The sequence below is a fragment of the Nonomuraea sp. C10 genome (genome assembly GCF_008017515.1).
Taxonomy (GTDB): Bacteria; Actinomycetota; Actinomycetes; order Streptosporangiales; family Streptosporangiaceae; genus Nonomuraea; species Nonomuraea ferruginea.
In genome coordinates this window covers 5,355,290-5,380,344 of the sequence record NZ_VPFF01000001.1, presented here as the reverse complement: position 1 = coordinate 5,380,344, position 25,055 = coordinate 5,355,290, and the positions used below count along the sequence as shown (strand labels likewise).

The window sequence follows — 25,055 nt, the reverse complement described above, 5'->3', positions numbered from 1 at the left end:
ATGGAAGCGAACCGTCCCGCCAGGATCACCACCATCGCCGACCTTTTCATCGACCAGGTGCGCCGGACCCCCGGGGCGCCGGCCGTGGTCGCCCCCGACGTGCGGCTGACGTACGCGGAGCTGGGCACGTACGTCTTCCAACTCGCGCGGCACCTGCGCGCGCGCGGGTTACGGCCCGAGGACGTCGTCGCCGTCTCGACTCCCCGCTCCGCCGAGATGGTGGTCTGCGTGCTGGCCGTCATGGTCGCCGGCGGCGCGTTCGTGCCCGTCGACCCGTCCTGGCCGCAGGCTCGGCAGCGGCAGGTGCGCGCCGAGGCGGGGGTCGTCCACGTGCTGGACGCGCGCGAGGTCGATCTCGCCTCCTGGCGGTACGGCGACGAGCCCGCCGAGCCGCCGGCCGTGTCCATCCAGGGCGGCCGGCTCGCCTACGTGATGTTCACCTCCGGCTCCACCGGCACGCCCAAGGGCGCCATGATCCGCCACGAGGCGATCAGCCACCGCCTGCTCTGGCAGATGGAGGAGATCCTCGGGTTCGGGCCCGGCGACGCGTCGCTGTTCAAGGCGCCGCTGTCGTTCGACATCTCCGTCAACGAGATCCTGCTGCCGCTCGTCTCCGGCGGGTACGTGGTGGTCGCGGAACCCGGCGGCGAGCGCGACCCCCAGTACCTGCTGGACCTGATCGCCCGCGAGGGCGTCACGTTCGTCTACCTCGTGTCGTCGATGCTGGACGTGCTGCTGGAGATGGCGCGCGGCACCTCGCTGCTGTCCGGGCTGAAGCACGTCTGGTGCGGCGGCGAGGTGCTCACCCCGGAGCTGTTCGAGCGCTTCCGCGGCCAGCTCTCCACGACGCTCTACCACGGGTACGGGCCGGCCGAGGCGACCATCGGCGTCTCCCACGTCATCTACCGCGACACCGCCGAGCGCATCGCGACCTCGATCGGCCGCCCCAACCCGCACACCCGGCTGTACGTGCTCGACGAGCGTCTGGAGCGGGCGCCCGAGGGAGCCGTGGGGGAGCTGTACGCCGCCGGGTTCCTGCTCGGCCGCGGCTACGTCAAGGCGCCGTCGCTGACGGGCTCCCGGTTCGTCGCCGACCCGTTCGCCGCCGACGGCTCCCGGATGTACCGGACCGGCGACCTGGCCAGATGGGCGCCCGACGGGTCGCTGGAGTTCGTCGGCCGCGCCGACCACCAGGTGAAGATCCGGGGCATGCGGCTGGAGCTGGAGGAGGTCGAGGCCGCCCTCGCCGCCCACCCCCAGGTGCGGCAGGCCGTGGTCGTCGTGGACGCCACCGGCCGGCGACTCGTGGGGTACGTCCGGGCCGACGGGCCCGTCCCGGCCGCTGCGCTGCGCGACTGGTGCGCCGGCCGGCTGCCCGCGTACATGGTGCCGGAGTCGTACGTCGTCCTGGACCGTTTCCCCCTCACCGCCAACGGCAAGGTGGACCGGCAGGCGCTGCCGGAGCCCGCCGTGCGCGCCCGCACGCGCTTGCCCCGCACCCCGCGCGAGCGCGCGATCTGCGAGATCTTCGCGCGGGTGCTGGGGGTGGCCGAGGTGGGGGCGGACGACGACTTCTTCGCGCTGGGCGGTGACAGCATCGTCGCGATCGGCGTGGTCAGGCAGGCGCGGCGCGCGGGCCTCGGGGTACGTGCCAGTGACCTGTTCGCCCATCCCACGCCCGCCGCGCTCGCGGCCGTGGTCACGCCTGTGGATGTCGTCGCGGTGCCTGGAGTGAACGGGGTCGGCGCGGTCCCCGCCACTCCGATCACGTCGTGGCTCCAGGACGTCGGCCCCTCGATGGACGGCTTCGTCCAGTCGATCACCGTCCGCACGCCTCCGGGGCTCACGGGCGGCCAGCTCGAAACGCTGGTCGACGCCCTGCTGGACACCCACGACATGCTCCGCGCCCGAACGGTCGACGTCGGTGATCAGGTCGTGTCCGGGGGAGTGGGGGCGGTCGGTGGTGACGGTGGTCAGGGCGTCTCTGGGGGGTTGGGGTTGGGGGCGGTCACTGGTGATCAGGCCGGATCTGGGGGTGTGGGGCCGGTCGGTGGTGACGGTGGTCCCGTCTCCGGGGGGTTGGGGGAGCGCGGGGGGCCGTCCGGTGGTGGTCGGGATGGTCGTGGTGAGGTGCGGTGGTCGCTGGTGGTGGGGGAGCCCGGGTGGCCGCGGGCCGCGGAGGTGATCACTCGGGTCGCGACGGAGGCGGAGCTGGAGCGCCAGGCCGCCGTGGCGGCGGAACGGCTTGACCCGGGCCGTGGACGGATGATCGACCTGGTGTGGCTGGACGCCGGGGCGCACGCGCAGGGGCGGCTGACCATCGTGATCCATCACGTGGTCGTGGACGGCGTGTCGCTCCGCGTGCTCCTGGAGGACCTGAGCCAGGCGTGGGAGGCGGTGCGGGCGGGGCGTCCCGTCGAGCTGCCCCCGGTGCCCACGTCGTTCCGGCAGTGGGCGACGCTGCTCCGGGCCCGCGACTTCGCCGCCGAAGAGGACCACTGGCGGGGCGTCTGCTCGGCGCCCGACCCGATGATCGGCGACCGGCCCCTGGACCCGCGCCGCGACGTGGTCGCCACGGAGGAGTCCCTCACGGTCGAGATCCCGGCCGAGATCGCCGGGCGGCTGCTCGGCGCGGTCCCCGCCGCCGTGCACGGCGGGGTCAATGACGTGCTGGTGACGGCGGCGGCGCTCGCGCTGGGCCGATGGCGTGGTGCCGGTCCGGCCGTGCTGCTGGAACTGGAAAGACATGGACGGGAGGAGGAGGCCGTCGGGGACGTGGACCTCTCCCGTACCTTCGGCTGGTTCACCACCCTGTACCCCGCGCTGATCGACCCCGGCTCCGGCACGCCGGGCGAGGCGGTGAAAGCGGTCAAGGAACAGCTCCGCCGCGTGCCGAACCGCGGGCTCGGCTACGGCGCGCTCCGATACCTGGGGGACCGGCCCCGCCCCGACCTGACGGTCACCCCACAGGTGCTCGTCCACTACCTCGGCCGCTTCGACGCGACCCCCGACACCGACCCGGACGCCGGGCGGGGTGTCGGGGTGGTCGGTGACTGGGCGCCTGTGGGGGAGGGCGAGGTCGTGGGGGAGCGGCGCGATCCTCGGATGCCGCTGCCGCGGGTGCTGGAGATCAACTCCGTTGCCGTGGACGGGGCCGGTGGGCCGGTCCTGACGACCAGGTTCAGCTGGCCGGCGGGTGTGCTGGACGCCGGGCGCGTGCGGGAGCTGGCCGCGATGTGGACGCGGGCGCTCACCGCCATCGCCACCAGTGACACGGTCACCGGGCACACGCCGTCCGACTTCCCGCTCGTACCGCTGGACCAGGAGGACGTGGCCGCCATCGAGGCCGAGTCGCCGGGCCTGGAGGACGTGCTTCCGCTGTCGCCCCTGCAGACCGGGCTCTACTTCCACGCCACCTTCGACCCCGGACGCGACCCGTACGTCGTCCAGCAGATCATCGAACTCGACGGCCCGCTCGACGGCGAGCGCCTGCGCCTGGCCGCCGACCGGCTGATCGGCCGGTACCCCAACCTGGGCGCGGCCTTCCGCACCACGGGTGACGGGCACGTCGTGGCCGTGATCGCGGGCCGTCAGACGGTGCCGTGGCGTACCGAGGACGTGAGCCACCTCGACCACCCGCGGCCCGCCGTCGAGGCGGCGGCCAGGGCGGAGCGGTCGGCGCCGTTCGACCTCGCCCGGCCTCCCGCCATGCGCTTCGCGCTGCTCAAGCTCGGCCCTCGGCGGCACGCGCTCGTCCACACCGTGCACCACATCCTGGCCGACGGCTGGTCGGTGCCCCTGATCCTGCGCGACCTGCTCTCCCTGTACGAGGACAGGGACCTGCCCGCACCGCCGCCCTACCGCGAGTTCCTGAGGATGCTCGCGACGCGCGACCCCGGACCGGCCATCGAGGCGTGGACCGCCGCCCTGGCAGGAGTCCACGAGCCCACCCGGCTCGCCGAAGCCCTCACCGGCCCCGCCGACGGTCCAGCCGGTGGAGCCGGGTTCGGGCGTGTTGTACGGGAGTTGCCGGGGGAAGTGGGGGAGCGGCTGCGGGGGTGGGCGCGGGAGAACGGGCTCACGGTGGGGTCGGTGCTCGCCGCCGCGTGGGGGATCCTGCTCGGACGTCTGACCGGCCGGGACGATGTGACGTTCGGATCGACCGTTTCCGGACGGGCGTCCGGAGAGGTGCCGGGCATCGACGCGATGGCCGGGCTGCTGATCAACACGGTCCCGGCGAGGTTGCGGTGGCATCCGTCGGACACGCTGGCCGACGCGTTGAGCCGATTCGCCCGCGCCCAGCGGGAGGTGATGGAGCACGAGCACGTTCCGCTGGCGGCGCTGCACCGCAGGCTGGGCGTGACCGAGCTGTTCGACACGCTGGTGGTCGTCGAGAACTACCCGGAGTCCCCGGCCGGGGAGGGTGAGCTTCGGATCGCCGGGGTCGACACAATCGAGGCGCCCCACTATCCGGTGACGCTGCTGGCCAAGCCGGGGACCCGGATCGCGCTCACGCTGACCCACGACCGGCGGCTGGTCTCCGGCACGTCGGCTGCCCTGCTCATCGGTCAGTACGAGAAGCTGCTCGCCGCCGTCGCCGACGACGCCACCCGGACATGCGGCCAGGTGGAGCTGGTCTCCGAGGAGCAGTACGCGCAACTGACGGCTTTCGGCACCGGAGCCCCGGCGGTTGGTGGCACCGGTGTGAATGACGCGTTCGATCGCCAGGTCGCGGGAGTTCGGGGGAGTGGTGACGGCACCGTAGTCGGCCTGTTCGAGCGTCAGGCCGCCGAGCATCCCGCGCGCATCGCCGTCGTCTGTGCTGGTGACACGTTCACCTATGCCGAGCTGCGCGACCGTGCTGATCGGGTGTGCGGGACGCTGGCCGCTGCCAGGGTACGGCGCGGTGACATCGTCGCGGTGGCCTCCAGCCGCTCGGCGGACATGGCGGTGGCCCTGCTCGCCGTGATGCGGGCCGGGGCCGCGTACCTGCCCGTCGACCCCGGCTACCCGGCCGCCCGGATCGAGTTCATGCTCGCCGACGCCCGCCCGGTGTGCGTCCTCACGGACGAGGTGAGCGCCAGGACCCTGCCTCCGCACGACCTGCCCTCCTTCACCATCCGAGCAGCAGCCGCCGGACCGCCCGACCGTCCGCTCGCTGGGTCAACCGTCGTCGGGCCGTTGGACGTGGTGTCCGTCGTCTATACCTCCGGCTCGACCGGGTGGCCCAAGGCGGTCGTGGGCACGCACGGCGCGCTCGCCAACCGGCTCGGGTGGGCGGCGGAGGCGTGGGACGCGCGGGTGCGCCTGGCGAAGAGCTCGCTGAGCTTCATCGACGGTACGACCGAGCTGCTCGGCGGCCTGGTCGCCGGCGCCACCACGGTCATCGCGGGCGACCGGGAGGCGACCGACGGGGCGGCGCTGGCCGGGCTCGTCGAACGGTCGGGGGCGACCCAGCTCCTCGCCGTGCCCAGCCTGGCGGCGGCGCTCGCCGACACCGCGCCCGAGCGACTGGCCGCGCTCACCCGCTGGATCTGCAGCGGCGAGTCGCTCGACCGGGCCTGCGTGCGGTCGCTGAGGAAAGCCTCGCCGAACGCCCGGATCGTCAACTCCTACGGCTCCTCCGAGGTCGCGGGTGACGTGCTCCAGGGCGAGGCCGGCCCCGAGGCACCGGTGACACTGGGCAGGCCGGTGCCGGGAACGCGTCTCTACCTGCTCGACTCCACCCTCCATCCGGTGCCGCCCGGCGCGCCCGGCGAGATCTACGTCGGCGGCGTCCAGCTCGCCCTCGGCTACCTGAACCGGGCCGGGGTGACGGCGGGCCGGTTCGTCGCCGACCCGTTCGGCAGCGGCGCCCGCCTCTACCGCACTGGTGACCTCGGCCGGTGGACGCCTGACGGGCAGGTCGAGTTCCTGGGCAGGGCCGACGACCAGGTGAAGATCAACGGGCACCGGGTCGAGCCGGGCGAGCTGGAGGCCGCGCTGATGCGTCGCGCGGGCGTGGCGGACGCGGCGGTGGCGGTGCGGGGACGGGCCCTGCACGCGTACGTGGTGGCCGAGCAGGGAGAACGGCTCGACCCGCGGGCGCTCCGGGGCCTGCTGGGCGCGGAGCTGCCCGCCTACCTGCTCCCTGCGACGGTGACCGTACTGGACCGGCTCCCCACGCTGCCCAACGGCAAGCGGGACCGCCGCGCGCTGCCCGACCCCGAGGTCACCACCGGCGGCGGGAAGCCGCGGACGGCGGGGGAGGCGGCGGTCCTCGCCCGCGTCGCCGCCCTGCTCGGTATCGACGACTTCGGCGTCCACGACGACTTCTTCACCGCCGGCGGCGACAGCATCCTCGCCATCCGCCTCGTCAGCCTGCTCTCCGGGGACGGGATCGAGGTCACCACCGGCGACGTCTTCCGCCTGCGCACGCCCGCCGCCATCGCCGCCGCCGTGACGGGGACCGGACAGGATACGGCGGAGACCCTTGAGGGCGAGGTCTGGCCGCTGTCACCGCTCCAGCAGGGCGTCTACTACCAGGCGACGTTCGCCGACAGCGGCAGTACCTACATCGCCCAGAACGTCTTCGACCTCGACCGCCGCGTCGACGTGCCGGCCATGACGGCGGCGTTCGCGGCCCTGCTCCGCCGTCACCCCACCCTGCGCGCCTCCTTCGCCGCCGACGGCGCGTCCCAGCGCATCGCCGCCACGGTGCCCGCCGAGGTGCGGGTGGTCGATCTGACCGAAACCGCCGCGAGACCGGCTGAGGTCCGGGCGGCCGCCGTCCGCGACGAGGAACTCGCTGGGGCGAAGGCGGACGAGCTGGGTGCCGTGCGCGGCGGGGCGAAGGCGGACGGGTTGGGTGCCGCCGACGGCGAGGGGCTCGCTGGGGGGGAGGTGCCCGGGCTGGGTGCCGTGATCGAGGCGGTGACGCGGGCGGATCGGGAGGAGCCGTTCGATCTGGCGCGTCCGCCTCTGGTCAGGGTGACCGTGGTGCGGGTGCCGGGCGGGCGGGACCGGTTGCTGCTCACGTCCCACTTCCTGCTGTGGGACGGGTGGTCGCGGGAGCTGGTCCTGCGGGAGCTGTTCGCGCTGTACGACTCGCGTGGCGCACGCGGCGCGCTCCCGCCCGCGGAGAGCACGTTCGCCGACTACCTCGCCTGGGTCGGCGGAAGGGACCGTGACGCCGCCGCCGCGGCCTGGGGCGCGGCTCTCGCGGGCGTCCGGGAGCCGACCATCCTGGCGCCGGAGGCCATCGGCCGCGAGCCGGTGGTGTCGGAGCGGATCGTCGCCGCGCTGCCCGCCGAGGTCACCACCCGGCTCGGCGAGCAGGCCGGCCGCGGCGGCGTCACGCTCAACGCGCTCCTGACCGCCGCGCTCGGCATCCTGATCGGGTACGAGGCCGGCCGCACCGACGTGGTGTTCGGCACGACCGTCGCCGGGAGGCCCACCGAGCTGCCCGGGATCGAGAACGTGGTCGGCCTGTTCCTCAACACGGTCCCGGCCAGGGTGGCGGCCACGCCGTCGGCCACCGTGATCGAGCTGGCCCGCCGGGCCCAGGACGACCGCGTCGAGCTGGCGCCGCACGAACACCTCGGGCTCGGCGACATCCATCGCGCCTGCGGCCAGGAGCAGCTGTTCGACACCCTGTACGTGCTGCAGAACTTCCTGAACGACAGCACGTTCACCGAGCTGGAGCGCGAGCACGGCATCGTCGGCGTGGAGTACACCGACACCACCCACTACCCGTTCACCTGGGTGCTCACCCCCGGCGCCAACCTGCGGATCAAGCTCGAATACCGGCCGGACGTGGTGCGCGAACGCGACGCCCGGCGGATGGTGCGCCGCTTCACCCGGCTGCTGGAGCACCTCGCGGGCGGCCTGTCGGCGCCGGTCGGCGCGCTCGATCTGATGCTGGACGAGGAGCGCGCCGAACTGGCCGGGCAGTGGGCGGCGGCCGAGCATCCGATCGGCACGGCGACGATCGCCGGACTGCTGGCCGAGCGGGCCCGCGCCTGCCCCGACCAGGTGGCGCTGGTCTTCGGCGCGCGCTCGCTGACGTACGCCGAGCTGGACGGCCGGATCAACCAGTGCGCCAGGCTGCTGCGGTCGCAGGGCGCGGGGCCCGGCGAGATCGTCGCGCTCGGCCTGCCGCGCGGCGTCGAGATGGTCGTCTCGATCTTCGCCGTCCTGCGCACCGGCGCCGCCTACCTGCCGCTGGAGCTGGACCATCCCGTCGAACGGCTGGCCGTCATGCTCGACGACGCGCGTCCCGTCCTGCTGGTCTGCGCCGACCCCGATGGCGACCTGGCCGCGCACCAGCGGCGGCTGGGCGGGCGGTGCGTCGTCCCGGACCGGCTCGCCGGCTTCCCGGCGGAACCGCTGGACGTGGACTTGCCGGGTGACCTGCCCGCCTACGTCATCTACACCTCGGGGTCCACCGGGCGGCCCAAGGGCGTGGTCACCCCGTACCGGGGTCTGACCAACATGCAGCTCAACCACCGGGCCGAGATCTTCGGCCCGGCCGCGCGCCGCACCGGGCGGGACCGGCTGCGCATCGCGCACACCGTGTCGTTCTCGTTCGACATGTCGTGGGAAGAGCTGCTGTGGCTGGTCGAGGGCCACGAGGTGCACATCTGCGACGAGGAACTGCGCAGGGACGCCACCGCGCTCGTCGCGTACTGCCGGGACCACCGGATCGACGTCGTCAACGTGACCCCGACCTACGCCCACCTGCTGTTCGAGGAGGGCCTGCTGGACGGCGACCACGCGCCCTGCCTGGTGCTGCTCGGCGGCGAGGCCGTCGGCGACGCCGTCTGGGACCGGCTGAGGCGGCCGGGCGGGCCCGAGGGCTACAACCTGTACGGGCCGACCGAGTACACGATCAACACGCTCGGCGCGGGCACCCGCGACAGCGCCACCCCGACCGTGGGCCGCCCCATCTGGAACACCCGCGCGTACGTGCTGGACCGGTGGCTCCGGCCGGTGCCCGCGGGCGTGGTCGGCGAGCTGTACGTCACGGGCGCCGGGCTCGCCCACGGCTACCTGCACGCGCCCGGTCTGACGGCCGGGCGCTTCGTGGCCGACCCCTTCCTGCCCGGCGGGCGCATGTACCGCACCGGAGACCTCGTCCGCCGGCGTGACGACGGCAACCTCGACTTCCTCGGCCGTGTCGACGACCAGGTGAAGATCCGCGGCTACCGGGTCGAGCTCGGCGAGGTCGAATCCGCCCTGTCGGCGCTCCCCCAGGTACGGCAGGCCGCCGTCGTGGCCCGCCCCGACCCCCGCGCGCCCGGCCTCAGGAAACTGGTCGCCTACGTGGTCCCGACCTCTACCGCCGCCACTGGGTCGGTTGGTTCGGTGGGCGATGACCCGGCCGCCGCCGGGCCGGGCGGGGCCGAGTTCGCGGCGCGGTTGCGGGCGGCGCTGGCTGAGCGGTTGCCCGGCTACATGGTCCCCGCGCTGTACGGGATCACGCCCGAGTTGCCGCTCACCGTGAACGGCAAGCTCGACGTCGCCGCGCTTCCCGAGCCCGTGGCGCCGGGAGGCGGGGCACGGCAGGAGCCGCGCGGCGCCGCGGAGCGGACGCTGTGCGGCGTGTACGCCGAGGTGCTCGGCCTGCCGGAGGTGGGGATCGACGACGACTTCTTCGCCGTCGGCGGTGACAGCATCTCCTCCATCGCGGTGGCTGGTCGCGCTCGCGCGGCCGGGCTGAACCTCACCCCGCGCGACATCTTCCGCCGCCGCACCGTGCGCGCGCTCGCCGCCGCCCTGCCGCAGGCGGCCCCCGAGGCCGCGCACGACCCCGGCGCCGGGACGATCCCGCTCACCCCGATGCTGGCCGAGACGATGCTCGCCCGCACCCCGCTGGAGCGCTTCTACCAGTCCATGGTCCTTCCTGCCCCGGCAGGGCTCGACCGGGAACAGGTGGAAGGGGCGGTACGCGCCCTCTGCCTCCACCACGACCTCCTCCGGGCCAGGCTCGACCGCCACGACGACACATGGACGCTGTCGGTCCCCCCGCCCGCGGAGTTCGACCCCTCCACCCTCTGCATGAACGCGGACCCGCAGGCTGAAGAGGAGGCGGCCGGGCGGCTCGACCCGGAGCGCGGGATCATGGTCCAGGCGGTCTGGTTCGACGGCGGCCCGCGCCCCGGACGGTTGCTGCTGGTCATCCACCATCTGGTCGTCGACGGCGTCTCCTGGCGGGTGATCGCCGAGGACCTCGCGCGCGCCTGGACGGACGTGCGGGCGGGCCGCGAACCCGCCCTGGACCCCGTCCCCACCTCCTTCCGCGCCTGGGCGGAGAAGATCCAGGACACCCGGGCGAGCTTCCGCGACGAGGCAGGCCACTGGCGCGACGTCCTCGCCACCGACGACCCGCCGCTGGGCGCCCGCCCGCTGGACCCCGCCGTCGACACGGCCGCCACCGTCAGGTCGCTGACGGTGGCGCTGCCCCCGGACACGAGCGCGGCCCTGCTGTCCGCCGTGCCCGCCGCGATGCACGGCGGCGTCAACGACGTGCTGCTGACCGGCTTCGCCGTGGCCCTCGCCCGGTGGCGGCGCACGCACGGGCGCGGCGGCGGCTCCGCCGTACTCCTCAGCCTCGAAGGCCACGGCCGCGACGGCGAGCTCGCCGGCGGCGCGGACCTGTCACGGACCGTGGGCTGGTTCACCGCCATCCACCCCGTGCGGCTGGATCCCGGGCCGCTGAGCTGGGACGAGGTCATGGCGGCCGGCCCCGGGCTGGCCGGCGCGGCCAAGGCGGTCAAGGAGCAGCTGCGCGCGGTGCCGCGCAACGGTCTCGGGCACGGGGTCCTGCGCCACCTCGACGGCCTGGACCTGCCGCGGCCGCCGCAGATCCTCTTCAACTACCTGGGCCGGTTCGCCGCCGGCGGGAGCACGCTGCGCGAGGGCGTGCACCCGGACAACCCCGCGATGGGGCTGGAGATCAACGCCCTGGCCCAGGACGGGCCGGACGGGACCACGTTCACGGCCACGCTCTCCTGGCCGACCGGCGTCATGCCCGCCGAGGACGTCGCCGAGCTGGCGGAGCTCTGGACGGCCGCGCTGACGGCGCTGACCCGCTGCGCCGAGCTGGCCGGGCACACCCCGTCGGACTTCCCCCTGGTCAAGCTGACGCAGCGGGACGTGGACCGGTTCGCGGGCGCGCGTGACATCCTCCCGCTGCTGCCGCTCCAGCAGGGCATGTACTTCCACGCGTCGTTCGGCGCCGCCCACACGGACACGTACGTGGTGCAGCAGGTCGCCGAGCTGTCCGGGACCGTGGACCGGGCGGCGCTGCGCCGCGCGGTGACCGCGACCGTGCACCGCCACGACGCCCTGCGCGCGAGCTTCCAGGAACTGGCCGACGGGCGGGTGGTCCAGGTGATCGCCGAGACGGTCGAGGTGCCGTGGCGCGAGGCCGACCTGAGCGGCCTGCCCGCCGAGGAGGCCCGCGCCCGGCTGGCCGAGCTGACCGCCGCCGAGCTGGCCGAGCCGTTCGACCTGGCCGCCGCGCCGCTGGTGCGCTACGCGCTGGTCTCGCTCGGCGACGCCGACCACCGGCTGGTGGAGACCATGCACCACATCGTCGCCGACGGCTGGTCGTACCCGCTGGTGTTCGGCGACATCGTCGAGTCGTACGAGCGCGGGCGCGCGCTGCCCGCGCCGGCGGTGACGTTCCGCGACCACGTGGAGGCGGTGGCCGGGCTCGACCGGGCGGCCGCCCGCGACGTGTGGGCCGCCGCGCTGGCCGGCGTCTCACCGGCCCGCCTGTACGACGGCGCGTACGCGGTGTCCAGGCACGACGGCGTGCACCGGGACCTGCCCGTCGGCGAGGTCCTCGCGGCGGCCCGCGAGCGGGGGGTGACGCTGAGCACGTTCGTGCACGCGGCGTGGGGGCTGGTGCTGGGCGGGCTGCTCGGGCGCGCGGACGTGGTCTTCGGCTCCACGGTGTCGGGGCGCGGCGGCAGCCTGCCCGGCGTCGAGACGATCGTCGGCCTGCTGATCAACACCATTCCCGTGCCGATGTCCTGGGACCCCGGCGCCACGCTGGGCGACGTCCTCGACCGGCTGCACGCGCGGCAGAGCGACCTGCTCGACGCGCAGCACGTCGGGCTCGCCGAGCTGGCCCGTCTCACCGGGGTCCGCGAGCTGTTCGACACCATGGTCGTGGTCGAGAACTTCCCCGCCGTGCCCGCCGGCGAGCGCTCCGGGCTCACCTTCCGCGGCTTCACCGGCACCGACTCGCCGCACTACCCGGTCTCCCTGGTGGCCTTCCCCGGCGAGCGGCTCACCCTGGAGATCAAGTACGACGTCGCGCTGGTCGGCGAGGAGCGGGCCGGGCGGCTGCTCGACCTGGTCGTCCGGGTCCTCGGCCAGCTGGTCCACGCCCCCGGCACGCCCGTCTCGCAGCTGGACCTGCCGTCGCTCGGCACGTCGCCGGACCGGGCGGGTGCGGCGGCATCCCGTACGGCGTTCCTCGGGGCGGCGACGCTGGCGGACGCGTACGCCGCCGCTCGGCCGGAGGCCACCGCCACGGCCGTGACCTGGCGCGACACCTCGCTCACCCACGCCGAGCTGGACGAGGCCGCCACCAGGCTGGCCAGGACGCTGGTCGCCAGGGGAGTGGGGCCCGAGTCGAGGGTGGCCGTGGCGCTGCCGCGCTCGGCCGATCTCGTCGTCGCGCTGCTCGCCGTCGTCAAGGCCCGCGGCTGTTACGTGCCGCTGGACATCGACGCCCCCGCCGCCCGGCTGAGGTTCGTCATGGACGACGCGGCCCCGGTGTGCCTGCTGACCGATCCCGCGACCCTGGCCCGCCTGCCCGAGCCCGCCGTACCGGTCGTCCTGCTGAACGAGCCGCCCCAGGACGGCCATCAGTACGGTGCGGATCTGGACGGACCCGGTGCCGCGGACAGTGCGGCGTACATCATCTACACCTCCGGGTCGACGGGGCGGCCGAAGGGGGTGGCGGTGACGCATCGCAACGTGCTGTCGCTGTTCGGCGCGGCCGGTGAGGTCTTCGACTTCGACGTCTCGGACGTGTGGACGATGTTCCACTCGGTCGCGTTCGACTTCTCGGTGTGGGAGCTGTGGGGGGCGCTGCTGCACGGCGGGCGGCTGGTGGTCGTCGACCAGGAGGTGGCCCGCGACCCGCGGCGCCTCCTGGACCTGCTGGAGCGCGAGCGGGTGACCGTGCTCAACCAGACCCCGTCCGCGTTCTACCCGCTGATCGAGGCGGCGCGGGGCGAGCTCGCGCTCCGCTACGTGATCTTCGGCGGCGAGGCGCTGGACCCGGGCCGCCTGGCCCCGTGGCGGCGGCGCCATCCCGCCACGGCCCTGGTCAACATGTACGGGATCACCGAGACGTGCGTGCACGTCACGTTCCACGCCCTGACGTCGGACGACACCGCGAGCGTCATCGGCGGGCCGCTGCCCGGCCTCCGCGTGCACGTGCTCGACCGCCACCTGCGGCCGGTCCCGCCGGGGGCCGTGGGCGAGGTGTACGTCGCGGGTGACCAGCTGGCCCGCGGGTACCTCGACCGCCCGGCGCTGACCGCCGCCCGCTTCGTCGCCGACCCGTTCACCCCGGGCGGGCGGCTGTACCGCAGCGGCGACCTCGCCCGCCGCACCCCCGGCGGGGACCTCGTCCATCTCGGCCGCGCCGACCGGCAGGTGAAGATCCGCGGCTACCGGATCGAGCTCGGCGAGGTCGAGTCCGCCCTGCTGACGCTCGACGGCATCGCCGACGCCGCCGCGGTCGTCCGAGAGGACCGGCCGGGCCGCCGGCGCCTGGTCGCGTACGTGGTCGCGCGTCAGGGAGCGCGGGTGGACCTGGCCAGGGAGCACCTGGCCAGGCTGCTGCCTTCCTACGCCGTCCCGGCCGCGTTCGTCCCCCTCGACGCGCTGCCGCTCACCGTCAACGGCAAGCTCGACCGCGACGCCCTGGCCGCCCTCCCGCCTGCCCCGGCTCCCGCCGGGCCGGGCGCCGGAGGGGGCGCGGCGGAGGTGCTGCGGGCGCTCTTCGCGGAGGTTCTCCAGCTCGCCTCGGCCGGGGGCGACGACGACTTCTTCCACTTCGGCGGCGACAGCATCATCGCCATCCAGCTCGTGAACCTCGCCAGGCGCCGAGGGCTGCGGCTGTCACCGCAGGACGTGTTCGTGCACAGGACCCCGGCGGCCCTCGCGGCCGCGGTCGCTCCGCGGCCGGTCGAGCCGGTGGCGGACGCCGAAGAGGGAGACGGCGTCGGCGAGATCATGCTGATGCCGATCGTGCACCGGCTGGCCGAGCTGGGCGGGAGGATCTCGCGGCTGAACCAGGCCGAGCTGCTCCGCACCCCGGCGGGGATGACACGAGAGCAGGTCGCCGCGCTCGTCCGGGCGCTGGTCGACCGGCATGACGCGCTGCGGTCGCGGCTGAGCAGGCCGTCGCCGTTGCTGTGGTCGCTGGAGGCGCGAGCGGCCGGTGACACCCCGGATCCCGGCGTGCTCGCGGTCGACGCGACGGGGCTCGGCGACGAAGGCCTGAGCGCCGCGATCGCGGCCGAGTCCGACGCCGCCGCCGACCGGCTCGACCCCGACGCCGGGCGGATGGTCGAGGCGGTGTGGTTCGACAGGGGGCCGGACCGGCAGGGCAGGCTGCTGATCGTCGCCCACCATCTGGTGGTCGACGGGGTGTCCTGGCGGATCCTCGTGGAGGACCTGAGGCAGGCATGGGACGCCGTCTCGGCCGGGGAGCGGCCCGTGCTCGACCCGGTCGGCACCTCCCTGCGCGCCCACGCGCGCTCGCTGGCCGAGAACGCCGCCCAGGCCGCGAGGCTGGCCGAGTTCGAGCACTGGGCGGCCACGCTGCGGCCGGGCGGCGAGCTCGACCCGTCGGCCACGACCACCGGCCTGACGGTGGGCGCCACCCGGGACCACGTCCTCCGCGTGCCCGGCGACGTGACCGGGCCGCTGCTCACCACCGTCCCGGGCAGGCTGGGCGTGGACGTCACCGAGGCGCTGGTCGCCGCGCTGCGCACGGGGGTCGCGCGCTGGCGGGCGGCGAGGGGCGGGGACGCCGGGGCGCCGCTGGTGATCGACCTGGAAAGGCACGGCCGCGAGGGCGACGCCGACCTCTCCCGTACGGTCGGCTGGTTCACCGCCATCGCGCCCGTACGGCTGCCGGGCGGCTCGGCCGGTCCCGCCGAGGTACGGCGAGCCGTGCGGGCTGCCCCGGACGGCGGGCTCGGGTTCGGGCTGCTGCGCTACTGCAACCCCCGGACCGCGGCCCCGCTCGCCCGGCTCGGCACGCCCCAGCTGCTCTTCAACTACCTCGGCAGGTTCCCCGTCGGAGGGGAGGGGGATTGGGACACGGCGCCGGAGACCGCCGCGCTGCGCCTCGCCCCCGACCCTGACCTGGGCACCCCGTACCTGCTGGAGATCAACGTCGCCTGCCACGACACGCCCGACGGGCCGGAGCTGCGCGCCGTCCTCACGTACGCGGAAGGAGGACTGGGCGCGGACGACGTGCGCGCGCTCGCCGACGACTGGGCCGCCGCGCTCCGCGACCTCATCCTGGAGAAGGCCGAGCCGCGAGCACTGACCGCGGCCACCCGGGAGCCTCGGACAGCTGCCGGGACCGCGGCGGCGCCGGGGGACGGGCCGCGGACGTGGGCGCTGTCCCCGTTGCAGGAAGGGCTGTTCTTCCAGGCGCGTTACGCCGGGGACGCCGACGTGTACGTGGCGCAGAACGCGTTCGACTTCGCCGGACGGCTGGACCTCGGGCGTCTGCGCCGGGCCTACGCGGCGCTCCTCGACCGGCACGCGACGCTGCGTCTCGGGTTCGTCGCGGACGGCGGGCACCGGCCGGTCGCCGTGGTCGGGAGCGGGCTGGACGCCGCCGTCGGGGAGATCGACCTGTCGGCGGACGGTTCCCGGCTGCCGGAGGTGATGGAGGAGGACCGGCGGCGGCCCTTCGACCCGGCCGCGCCGCCGCTCTGCCGGTTGACCGTGGCCCACCTGCCCGGCCGTGACCGCCTGCTGCTCACGTACCACCTGCTCCTGTTCGACGGCTGGTCGCGGGAGCTGGTGCTGCGCGAGCTGTTCGCGCTGTACGAGTCCGGCGGCGAGCGCGGCGTCCTCCCCGAGGGCGGGGCGGTCTACACCGGCTACCTCGCCTGGCTGGCCCGCCAGGACGGCGACGCGGCGGCGCGGGCCTGGGCGGAGGCGCTCGCGGGCCTGGAGCCCACCATCCTGTTCCCCGCGGCGGCGGGGACCGCGCCGGTGCCCGCGACCAGCCTGGCGTTCCGGCTCACCGAGGAACAGACGCGGCGCGTCACCGGCCAGGCCCGCCGGTCCGGAGTGACGCTCAACGCGCTGCTCACCACCGCGCTCGGCCTGGTGCTGGCCCACGCGTCCGGCCGCCGCGACGCGATCTTCGGCACGACCGTCGCCGGGCGGCCGACCGAGCTGGAGGGCGTCGAGTCGGCGATCGGCGTGTTCCTCAACACGGTGCCCACGGCGGTCCGGCTCGCCCCGGACGAGAGCGTGCTGGACGTCATGCGGCGGGTCCAGGCCGACCGCGTCGCGCTGATGCCGCACGAGTATCTGGGGCTCGGCGACATCCAGCGCGCGGCGGGCCGCGACCAGCTGTTCGACAGCCTGTACGTGCTGCAGAACTTCCTCGGCGACGACACGTTCACCGATCTGGAGGAGGCGCACGGCATCGTCGGCGTGTCCAGCGTGGACGCCACGCACTTCCCGCTGACCTGGGTGGCCACCCCGGGCGCGCGGCTCTCCGTGCGGCTGGAGTACCGGGCCGACGTGGTGGCGCGGGAGCGGGCGGAGGCGCTGCTGGCCCGGCTGGAGCGGGTGCTGCTCCGCCTCGTGGACGACCCGGCGGCGACCGTGGCCGACGTGCCGCTGCTGCTGCCGGGGGAGAGCGCCGTGCCCGCCGGGGCGGTGCGGCCCATCGGCGAGGACACGATCGCGGACCTCCTGGCGGCCCAGGCGCGGCGCACCCCGGAGCGGCCCGCGCTCACCTCGGGCTCGCGGACCCTCACCTACGCCGAGCTGGACGCCCGGGTGAACCAGATCGCGCGCTCGCTGCTGGCCGGGGGAGCGGGACCTGAGAAGATCGTCGCGCTCGCCGTGCCCCGGTCGGCCGACATGGTCGCCGCGCTGTTCGCCGTGCTCCGCACCGGGGCGGCCTACCTCCCGCTCGAACTCGACAACCCCGGCGACCGGCTGCTGGCGATGCTGGCCGACGCCCGCCCGGTGCTGCTGGTGACCACGCGGGCGGTGGAGCCCAGGCTCGCCTCCCACCCGGTGGCGCGGCTGTGCCTGGAGGACGTGTCGGGACCCGCCGATCCGGTCACCGTCGCGCGCGGGCCGGGTCACCTGGACCATCCCGCGTACGTCATCTACACCTCCGGCTCCACCGGCCGCCCCAAAGGCGTGGTCACGCCGTACCGGGGGCTGACCAACATGCAGCTCAACCACCGGGAGGCGATCTTCACGCCGGCCGTCGCCGCGACCGGCGGGCGGATCCTCACCATCGCGCACACCGTCTCCTTCTCCTTCGACATGTCGTGGGAGGAGCTGCTCTGGCTGGTCGAGGGCCACCACGTGCACATCTGCGACGAGGAGCTGCGCAGGGACGCCACCGCGCTCGTCGCCTACTGCCACCGCCACCGCGTCGACGTGGTGAACGTGACGCCCACCTACGCCCGGCACCTGCTCGACCAGGGCCTGCTCGACGGCCCGCACCGCCCGCCGCTGGTGCTGCTCGGCGGCGAGGCGGTGCCCCAGTCCCTGTGGTCGGAGCTGCGCGACGCCGAGGGCGTGAGCGGCTACAACCTCTACGGGCCGACCGAGTACACGATCAACACGCTCGGCGCGGGCACCGGCGAGAGCGCCACCACCACGGTCGGGCGGCCGATCTGGAACACCCGCTGTCACGTGCTGGACGCCTTCCTGCGCCCGGCCCCCGTCGGCGAGCTCTACATCGCGGGGGCGGGCCTGGCGCGCGGCTACCTCGGCCGCGCCGGGCTGACCGCCGGGCGGTTCGTCGCCGACCCGTCCGTCCCGGGCGGGCGCATGTACCGCACCGGCGACCTCGTCCGCGTCCGGGAGGACGGCAACCTCGACTTCCTCGGCCGCACCGACGACCAGGTGAAGATCCGCGGGTACCGGGTGGAGCCGGGCGAGGTCGAGGCCGCCGTCACCGCCCGGCCCGGGGTGCGCCGGAGCGCCGTCCTCGCCGTCCCCGACGGCTCCGGCGCCAGGCGCCTGGTGGCCTACCTCGTCCCCGACGGCCCCGCGGGCGCCGAGCTGGCCGCCGCCGTGCACGCCGGGCTCAAGGAGGTGCTGCCCGGCTACATGGTGCCGGCGGCGTACGCGGTGGTGGACGCGCTGCCGCTGACCGTGAACGGCAAGCTCGACATCGCCGCGCTGCCCCCGCCCAGCGCGCCGGCGTCACGTTCGCGACCGCCCGCCGACGAGCGGGAGCGGCTGCTGTGCACGCTGTTCGGCCGGGCGCTCGACACCGGCGACGTCGGGCCCGACGACGACTTCTTCGACCTGGGCGGGCACTCCCTGCTGGCCATCCGGCTGCTCGGGCTCGTGCGCGCCGCCACGGACGCGGACCTCACGCTGCGCGACCTGTTCGACGCGCGCACCCCCGCCCGGCTCGCCGCCCGCCTCACGAGCGGCGCGGCCCCGTCACGGGTGAGGTCCGGGCGGCCCCCGCTCACCCGGCGGCCCCGCCCCGACCGGGTGCCGCTGTCGCCCGCGCAGGAGCGGCTCTGGCTGCTCCAGCAGCTTGACCCCGGCTCGACCGCCTACACCTACCCGCTGCTCGTCCGGCTGCGCGGCGCGGTGGACGCCGCCGCCCTGCGCGCCGCGCTCGGCGACGTGGCGGCCAGGCACGAGGTGCTGCGCACGGTCATCGACGACGAGCCCGCGCAGCGGGTGCTCGCCGCACCCCGGATCGACCTGGACGTCGTACGATGCCCGGACGCGGGCCCGGTGCTGGCCGAGGCGCTCGCCCGTCCCTTCGACCTGGCCGCCGGGCCGCCGCTGCGGGCCACCCTCGTCGAGGAGCACGACACCGGCCACACCGTGCTGGCGCTGGTGCTGCACCACATCGCGATGGACGAGTGGTCCGACGGCCCGCTGCTGCGCGACCTCGGCGCCGCCTACGCCGCCCGGCTGGCGGGCCGGGCCCCCGACTGGGAGCCGCTGCCGGTGCAGTACGCCGACTACGCCCTCTGGCTGTCGCTCGACGACCGGCCCGACGACGACCGCGCCTACTGGGAGCGGCGGCTGCGCGGCCTGCCCGCCGAGATCGCCCTGCCCGCCGAGAGTTCGCAACGGGTACGGACCGGGCGCCCCGCCGGGCAGGTGACCGCCGCGATCCCGCCGGAGCTGGCCGCGTCGCTGCGGGAGCTGGGGCACGCCGAGTCGGCGAGCATGTTCATGGTGCTCCACGCGGCGCTCGCCACCCTGCTCAGCCGTCTCGGCGCCGGTACGGACATCCCCATCGGCACCCCCGCCTCCGGCCGCGCCGATCCCGCCCTGCACGACCTCGTCGGGTTCTTCGTCAACACCGTCGTGCTCCGTACGGACCTGTCCGGCTCGCCTGCCTTCGCCGAGCTGCTGCGGCGGGTGCGCGAGACGGACCTGGCCGCGTTCGAGCACGCGAGCCTGCCCTTCCAGCAGGTGGTCGAGGCGGTCAACCCGGCGCGGGCGCAGGGCCGCAACCCGCTGTTCCAGGTGATGCTCGGCTACCTGCACCGCCCGGCCGGGCGTGACACCGTGCTCGGCCTGCCGGTGGGGGAGGCGCCCCCGGTCGCCGCCGACCCCAAGGTGGACCTGAACCTCACCTTCGTCGACGGCGAGCCGTTCGAGATGGTCCTGGAGTACGACGCGGACCGCTTCCACCCCGCGACCGCGCGACGGCTGGCCGACCGCCTCCTGGTGCTGCTCGCCGAGGTCGCCGCATGCCCGGAGCAGCCGATCGAGTCCCTGGACGTCCTGTCGGAACGCGACCGGACCGACCTGGCCGACTGGCAGACCGGCGGCCCGGCCCCGATCGGCGGAGCGCCGTGGCACGCCCGGTTCTCGGCGCTGGCGAGGGCGACTCCGGAGGCGGACGCCTGCGTGTTCGAGGGCGGGACGATGAGCTACGCCGAGCTGGACGCCGCCTCCGACGCCTTCGCCGCCAGGCTCGCGGGGCTCGGGCCGGAGGATGTGGTCGGGATCGCCCTGCCTCGGTCGGCGGAGCTGCTGGTGGCCGTGCTCGGCGTGGCCAAGGCGGGCGCCGCCTACCTGCCGCTCGACCCCGCGTTCCCGGCCGAGCGGCTGCGCTTCATGGTGGAGGACGCGCGACCGGCCGTGATCGTCGTGGACGACCGCACCCGCGACCTCTTCCCCGGCGGCATCACGCTCGACGGCCCCCCGGCCCCCGCCCGGGAGAGCGCGCCGTGGGATCCGCGGACGGCGGCGTACGTCATCTACACCTCCGGTTCGACCGGACGCCCCAAGGGCGTGGTGGTGACCCGGGGAGACCTGGAGTGCTTCCTCGGCGCGCTGCCCGTGACCGGGCCGGGCGACCGGCTGCTCGCCGTGACCACGCTCTCCTTCGACATCTCGGTCCTCGAACTGATGGGGCCGCTGCGTACCGGAGGCTGCGTGGTCATCGCCTCGGACGCGCAGGTGAGGGACCCGCGGCTGCTCGCGGGGCTGATGCGGGACGAGCGGGTCACGATCGTGCAGGCCACCCCGTCGCTGTGGTCGGCGCTGCCCGCCGACGCCGAGCTCGGCGGGGTGCGCGTGCTGGCCGGCGGCGAGGCGCTGCCCCCCGCCCTGGCGGAGCACCTGGCCGAGCGGGCCGCGAGCGTGACCAACCTGTACGGCCCCACCGAGGTGACCGTCTGGGCCACCGCCGCGGCCGTCCGCCCGGGTGAACGTCCCGCGCTCGGCCGCCCGCTGCCGGGCACGGCCGCGTACGTGCTGGACGCGGCGCTGCGCCCGGTGGCTCCCGGCGTCGCGGGGGAGCTGTATCTCGGCGGTGCCCAGGTCACGCGCGGCTACCTGCGCCGCCCGGGGCTCACCGCGGCCAGGTTCGTCGCCGACCCCTTCACCGGCGGGCGCATGTACCGCACCGGTGACCTCGCCAGGTGGAGCGCCGACGGGGAGCTGGAGTTCCTGGGGCGTGCCGACCACCAGGTCAAGGTGCGGGGCTTCCGCGTCGAGCTCGGCGAGATCGAGGCGGTCGCCGCCACCTGCCCCGGCGTGGCGGCGGTCGCGGTCGCCGCCCGCCGGGACCGGATCGTCGCCTACGTCACCGCGCCGGCCCCCGGGCTCCGCGACCACCTCGCGGAGCGGCTGCCGTCCTCCATGGTCCCCGCCGCCGTCGTCGTGCTCGACGAGCTGCCGCGCACCCCCAACGGCAAGGTGGACCGGGCCGCGCTGCCCGACGTGGACCTCGCGCCCTCGGCCGCCGGCGTCGCGCCGCGCACCCGTGCCGAGGCGGCCGTCTGCGCCGTCATGGCCGAGGTGCTGGGCGTCGGGCGGGTCGGCGTGGACGACGACTTCTTCGCCCTGGGCGGCCACTCGCTCCTGCTCGTCAGGCTGGCCGCCGCCCTGCGCGCGGAGCTGGGCGCCGAGATCCCGGTCGCGGACCTGTTCACCGCCCCCACCGCCGCCGCCCTGGCCCGGCGGATCGCCGGCGGCGCCCCCGCCGGCGACGCGATGGCTGAACTGCTCGTCCTGCGACCGGGCGGATCGCGGCCGCCCCTGTTCTGCTTCCCGCCCGCGAGCGGGCTCGCCTGGCAGTTCGCCGCGCTCAAGCGCCACCTGCCGGAGGACGTCCCGCTGTACGGGCTGCAGTCGCCCCGCCTGAGCCGCGACACCGCCCTGCCCGAGACCATGGACGAGCTGGCCACCGAGTACGCCGGCCTGATCGGACGCACCGCCCCGGAAGGCCCCGTCAGCCTGCTCGGCTGGTCGTTCGGCGGCGCGGTGGCCCACAAGGCCGCGGTGCTGCTGGCCGCGGAGGGTCGTGAGATCGGCCTGCTCGGCATGCTGGACACGCCGCTGGAGGTGCCCGGAGGGGCGGACGACGTCGCCGCGCTGCTGGCCGAGATGGGCTACCGGGTGCCGGACGGGCGCATGTCGGTCGCCGACGCCGTCGCGTTCCTGCGCGGCCTCGGCGACGGCGTCGCGGTCCTGGCGGACGAGCAGATCGGGCGCGTCGTGGAGAGCTACCTGGACAGCGACCGCATGATGGCGCGGGCCGGGTACGACGTGTTCCCCGGCGACGTGCTCTTCGTCGACGCCACCGTGCCGGAGCCGGGCTTCACCGGGAGGGCCTCCGGCCGGTGGCGCCCCCACGTGGCGGGCGAGCTGCGCGCGGTCGCCGTGGAGTGCCGCCACTCCGAACTGCTGGACGCCCGCGCGCTGGAGATCGTCGGCCCGCTGCTGGCCCGCCTCATGTGATGGCGGACAGGTCCTTGACCGGGGTGGAGGGGTCCATGTCGGCGGCGTTCGCGAGCTGCGGCACGAGCACGTCGAGCGCGTACAGCAGCGCGTCCGGCCCGCTGTAGGAGAGCGCGCCGCCGAGCGGGGTGGAGAAGTCCGTGTAGATCGTACGGTCGCTCTCGACCACCTTCAGCCGGGAGAAGACCGGCGAGGCCAGCATCTTCTCCTTCGTCGAGCCGTTGACGAACAGCACGTCGCGGTCGATCAGGTCCAGCCGCTCCTCGCTGATCTCGTTGGCCTCGCTCTGCGCGGCGAAGCCGAGCGCGTCGAACAGCGCGCGGCGCGGGTCGCGGGCCGGGATCAGCCAGTGCTGCCCGTTCTCCGGCCCGAAGTCGACCACCAGGACCTTGCCGGCGAACTCGGGGTGCGCCCGCTTCGCCTCAGTGATCTTCGCGTTGACCTTGTCGACGAGGGCCTGAGCCGCGGCGGCCTTGCCCAGCGCCTTGCCCGTGGTGATCGTCTGGACGTCCCAGGGGGTCTGCTCGTCGGCGTAGGCGTCCGACTGGATGACGGTGGGCGCGATCTGCGAGAGCTTCTCGTACGTCTCCTTGTTGATCGTCTCGTAGATCGCGATGATCACGTCGGGGCGCTGCTTGATGATCGCCTCGAAGTTGAGCTCCGCCGAGAACGTGGACAGCTCCTGGCCGCCCAGCGCCTTCTTGACCCACGGGAAGGTCGCGTACGCGTCGAACCACGCGCGGGTGCTGACCGGGACGACGCCCAGCGCGAGCGCGAAGTCCTGGTCGTTCCAGCCGACGGTGACGACCCGGGCGGGCCTGGTCTCGATCGTGGTGCTGCCGAACTTGTGCTCGATGGTGACCGGGAACGCGGTGTCCGCCGGCGCGGAGGCACTCGGGGCGGCGGGCTCCGGGACCGCGCAGGAGACCAGCGAGGCCGCCAGGAAGAGGGATAAGAAGGCTCGCGGAACCGCACGGGAACTGATCATGGGGATTCCTTCTGGCCGGAGGGCTGCAATCAACTTAGGATAGCATTACCTAACTTTGATCAAGGAGGCTGGAGATGCAGCGCACCCTGCTCGGCGGGAAGATCCATCGGGCCACCGTGACCCAGGCCCACCTGCACTACGTCGGCTCCCTCACGATCGACAAGGTCCTCATGGACGCGGCCGGGCTCGTCGAGGGCGAGCAGGTGCACGTCGTCGACATCGACAACGGGGCACGGCTGGTCACCTACGCCATCGAGGGCGCCCCCGGCTCCGGCGTCATCGGCGTCAACGGGGCGGCCGCCCATCTGGTGTCGCCGGGCGACCTCGTCATCGTCATGTCCTACCGGCAGGTGACAGAAGGCGAGCTCGGCTCGTACGTCCCGTCCGTGGTGCACGTCGACGGGTGCAACCGGATCGTCGCGCTCGGCGCGGACCCGGCCGCCCCGGTGCCCGGAGCGGCCCGGCAGGTCACCGGCCGGTGAGGTAGCCGCCCATGGTGCGGAAGACCTCGGTGGCGGGCAGGTCCGCGCCCTCGTCGGTGCGGACCCGCTCGATCACCAGCCCCCGGCTGCGCCCCCGGCGGGCGTCGGCGCCGGCGACGATGACCACGCCGTCGCCCTCGCGGATGAAGACCCGCCCGGGAGTCCCTCCGTAGACGCCCTCCGACACCGACGCCTTCAGCACCCGTACGCGCTCGCCCCGGTAGAAGGTGAAGGCGTTCGGATACGGGTCCGACTGGGCGCGCACCAGCCGCTCGATGTCCTCGGCCGGCCAGGTCCAGTCGATGCGGCTGTCCTCCGGCGAGCGTTTGTGGAAGAAGCTCGCCCTGGACCGGTCCTGCGGGACCGGGACGGCCCGGCCGGTGTCGATCAGCGTGAGCGCGTCCCGCACGATCGGCTCGATCAGCGCGACGGTCCGGTGGAACAGGTCGGTGGCCGTGTCGGACGGTCTGACGGGGACCGCGCGCTGCAGGAGGATGTCGCCGGCGTCCAGCTCCTCGTCCATCAGGTGGGCGGTGACGCCCACCTCCTCCTCGCCGTTGATCAGGGCCCAGATGAGCGGGGAGAAGCCCGCGTAGGCGGGCAGCAGCGAGTCGTGCACGTTCAGCGTGCCGTGGCGGGGCAGCCGGAAGATCTCCGGCGGGATCCAGGTGCGCCAGTTGTTGGCGACGATGATGTCCGGCTCGGCCTCCTTGAGCGCGGTGACGAGCTCGTCGTCGGGCCGGGCGCGCAGCAGCACGGGCACGCCGTGCTCGGCGGCCAGGCCGGCGACGGAGTCGTCCCAGATCTTCTCGTAGGCGTGTTCGCTCTTGGGGTGGGTCACGACGAGCGCCACGTCGTGGCCGGATCCCAGCAGTGCCTGCAACGTGCGGTGTCCCCAGGTCTGGTAGCCGAACATCGCGACCCGCATCTGCGCCTCCTGGTGGGGAGAATCCCTGATTAGGTGAGCCTAACCTAAATAAGGTCGGTCAAGGAGGGCAGTTTTCCGAGCCCTGCTCGGAGTTTCCGACGCCTTCCTGGTAGGAGGACTATGCGGTTGGGAGCGCTCCCAACCGTCGTCCTAACAGAAGCGCAGATGGCGGTGAAAAGGTTGACTC

4 protein-coding genes are annotated in these 25,055 nt (G+C 74.5%); 2 read left to right on the top strand and 2 right to left on the bottom strand.

Annotation, left to right across the window (positions count from 1 at the left end):
• Positions 1-22,470, top strand: coding sequence for a non-ribosomal peptide synthase/polyketide synthase (locus FR742_RS44695; protein WP_187281290.1), 22,470 nt, complete (start codon positions 1-3; stop codon positions 22,468-22,470).
• Here FR742_RS44695 and FR742_RS24625 read toward each other — a convergent pair.
• Complete coding sequence (locus FR742_RS24625; RefSeq protein ID WP_148033138.1) at positions 22,463-23,458, bottom strand: ABC transporter substrate-binding protein; 996 nt, start codon at positions 23,456-23,458, stop codon at positions 22,463-22,465. The two genes, FR742_RS44695 and FR742_RS24625, sit on opposite strands and share 8 nt — an antisense overlap.
• Before the next feature lie 74 nt (positions 23,459-23,532).
• On the opposite strand from FR742_RS24625, the gene panD reads away from it, so the two are divergent.
• On the top strand, positions 23,533-23,940 hold the full coding sequence (panD, locus tag FR742_RS24620; RefSeq protein ID WP_148033137.1) for an aspartate 1-decarboxylase: 408 nt from the start codon (positions 23,533-23,535) through the stop codon (positions 23,938-23,940).
• Here panD and FR742_RS24615 read toward each other — a convergent pair.
• Entirely contained in the window at positions 23,927-24,868 is a 942-nt protein-coding gene (locus FR742_RS24615; protein ID WP_148033136.1) for a methionyl-tRNA formyltransferase, read from the bottom strand. The genes panD and FR742_RS24615 overlap by 14 nt on opposite strands.
• Between the last annotated feature and the right edge of the window lie 187 nt (positions 24,869-25,055).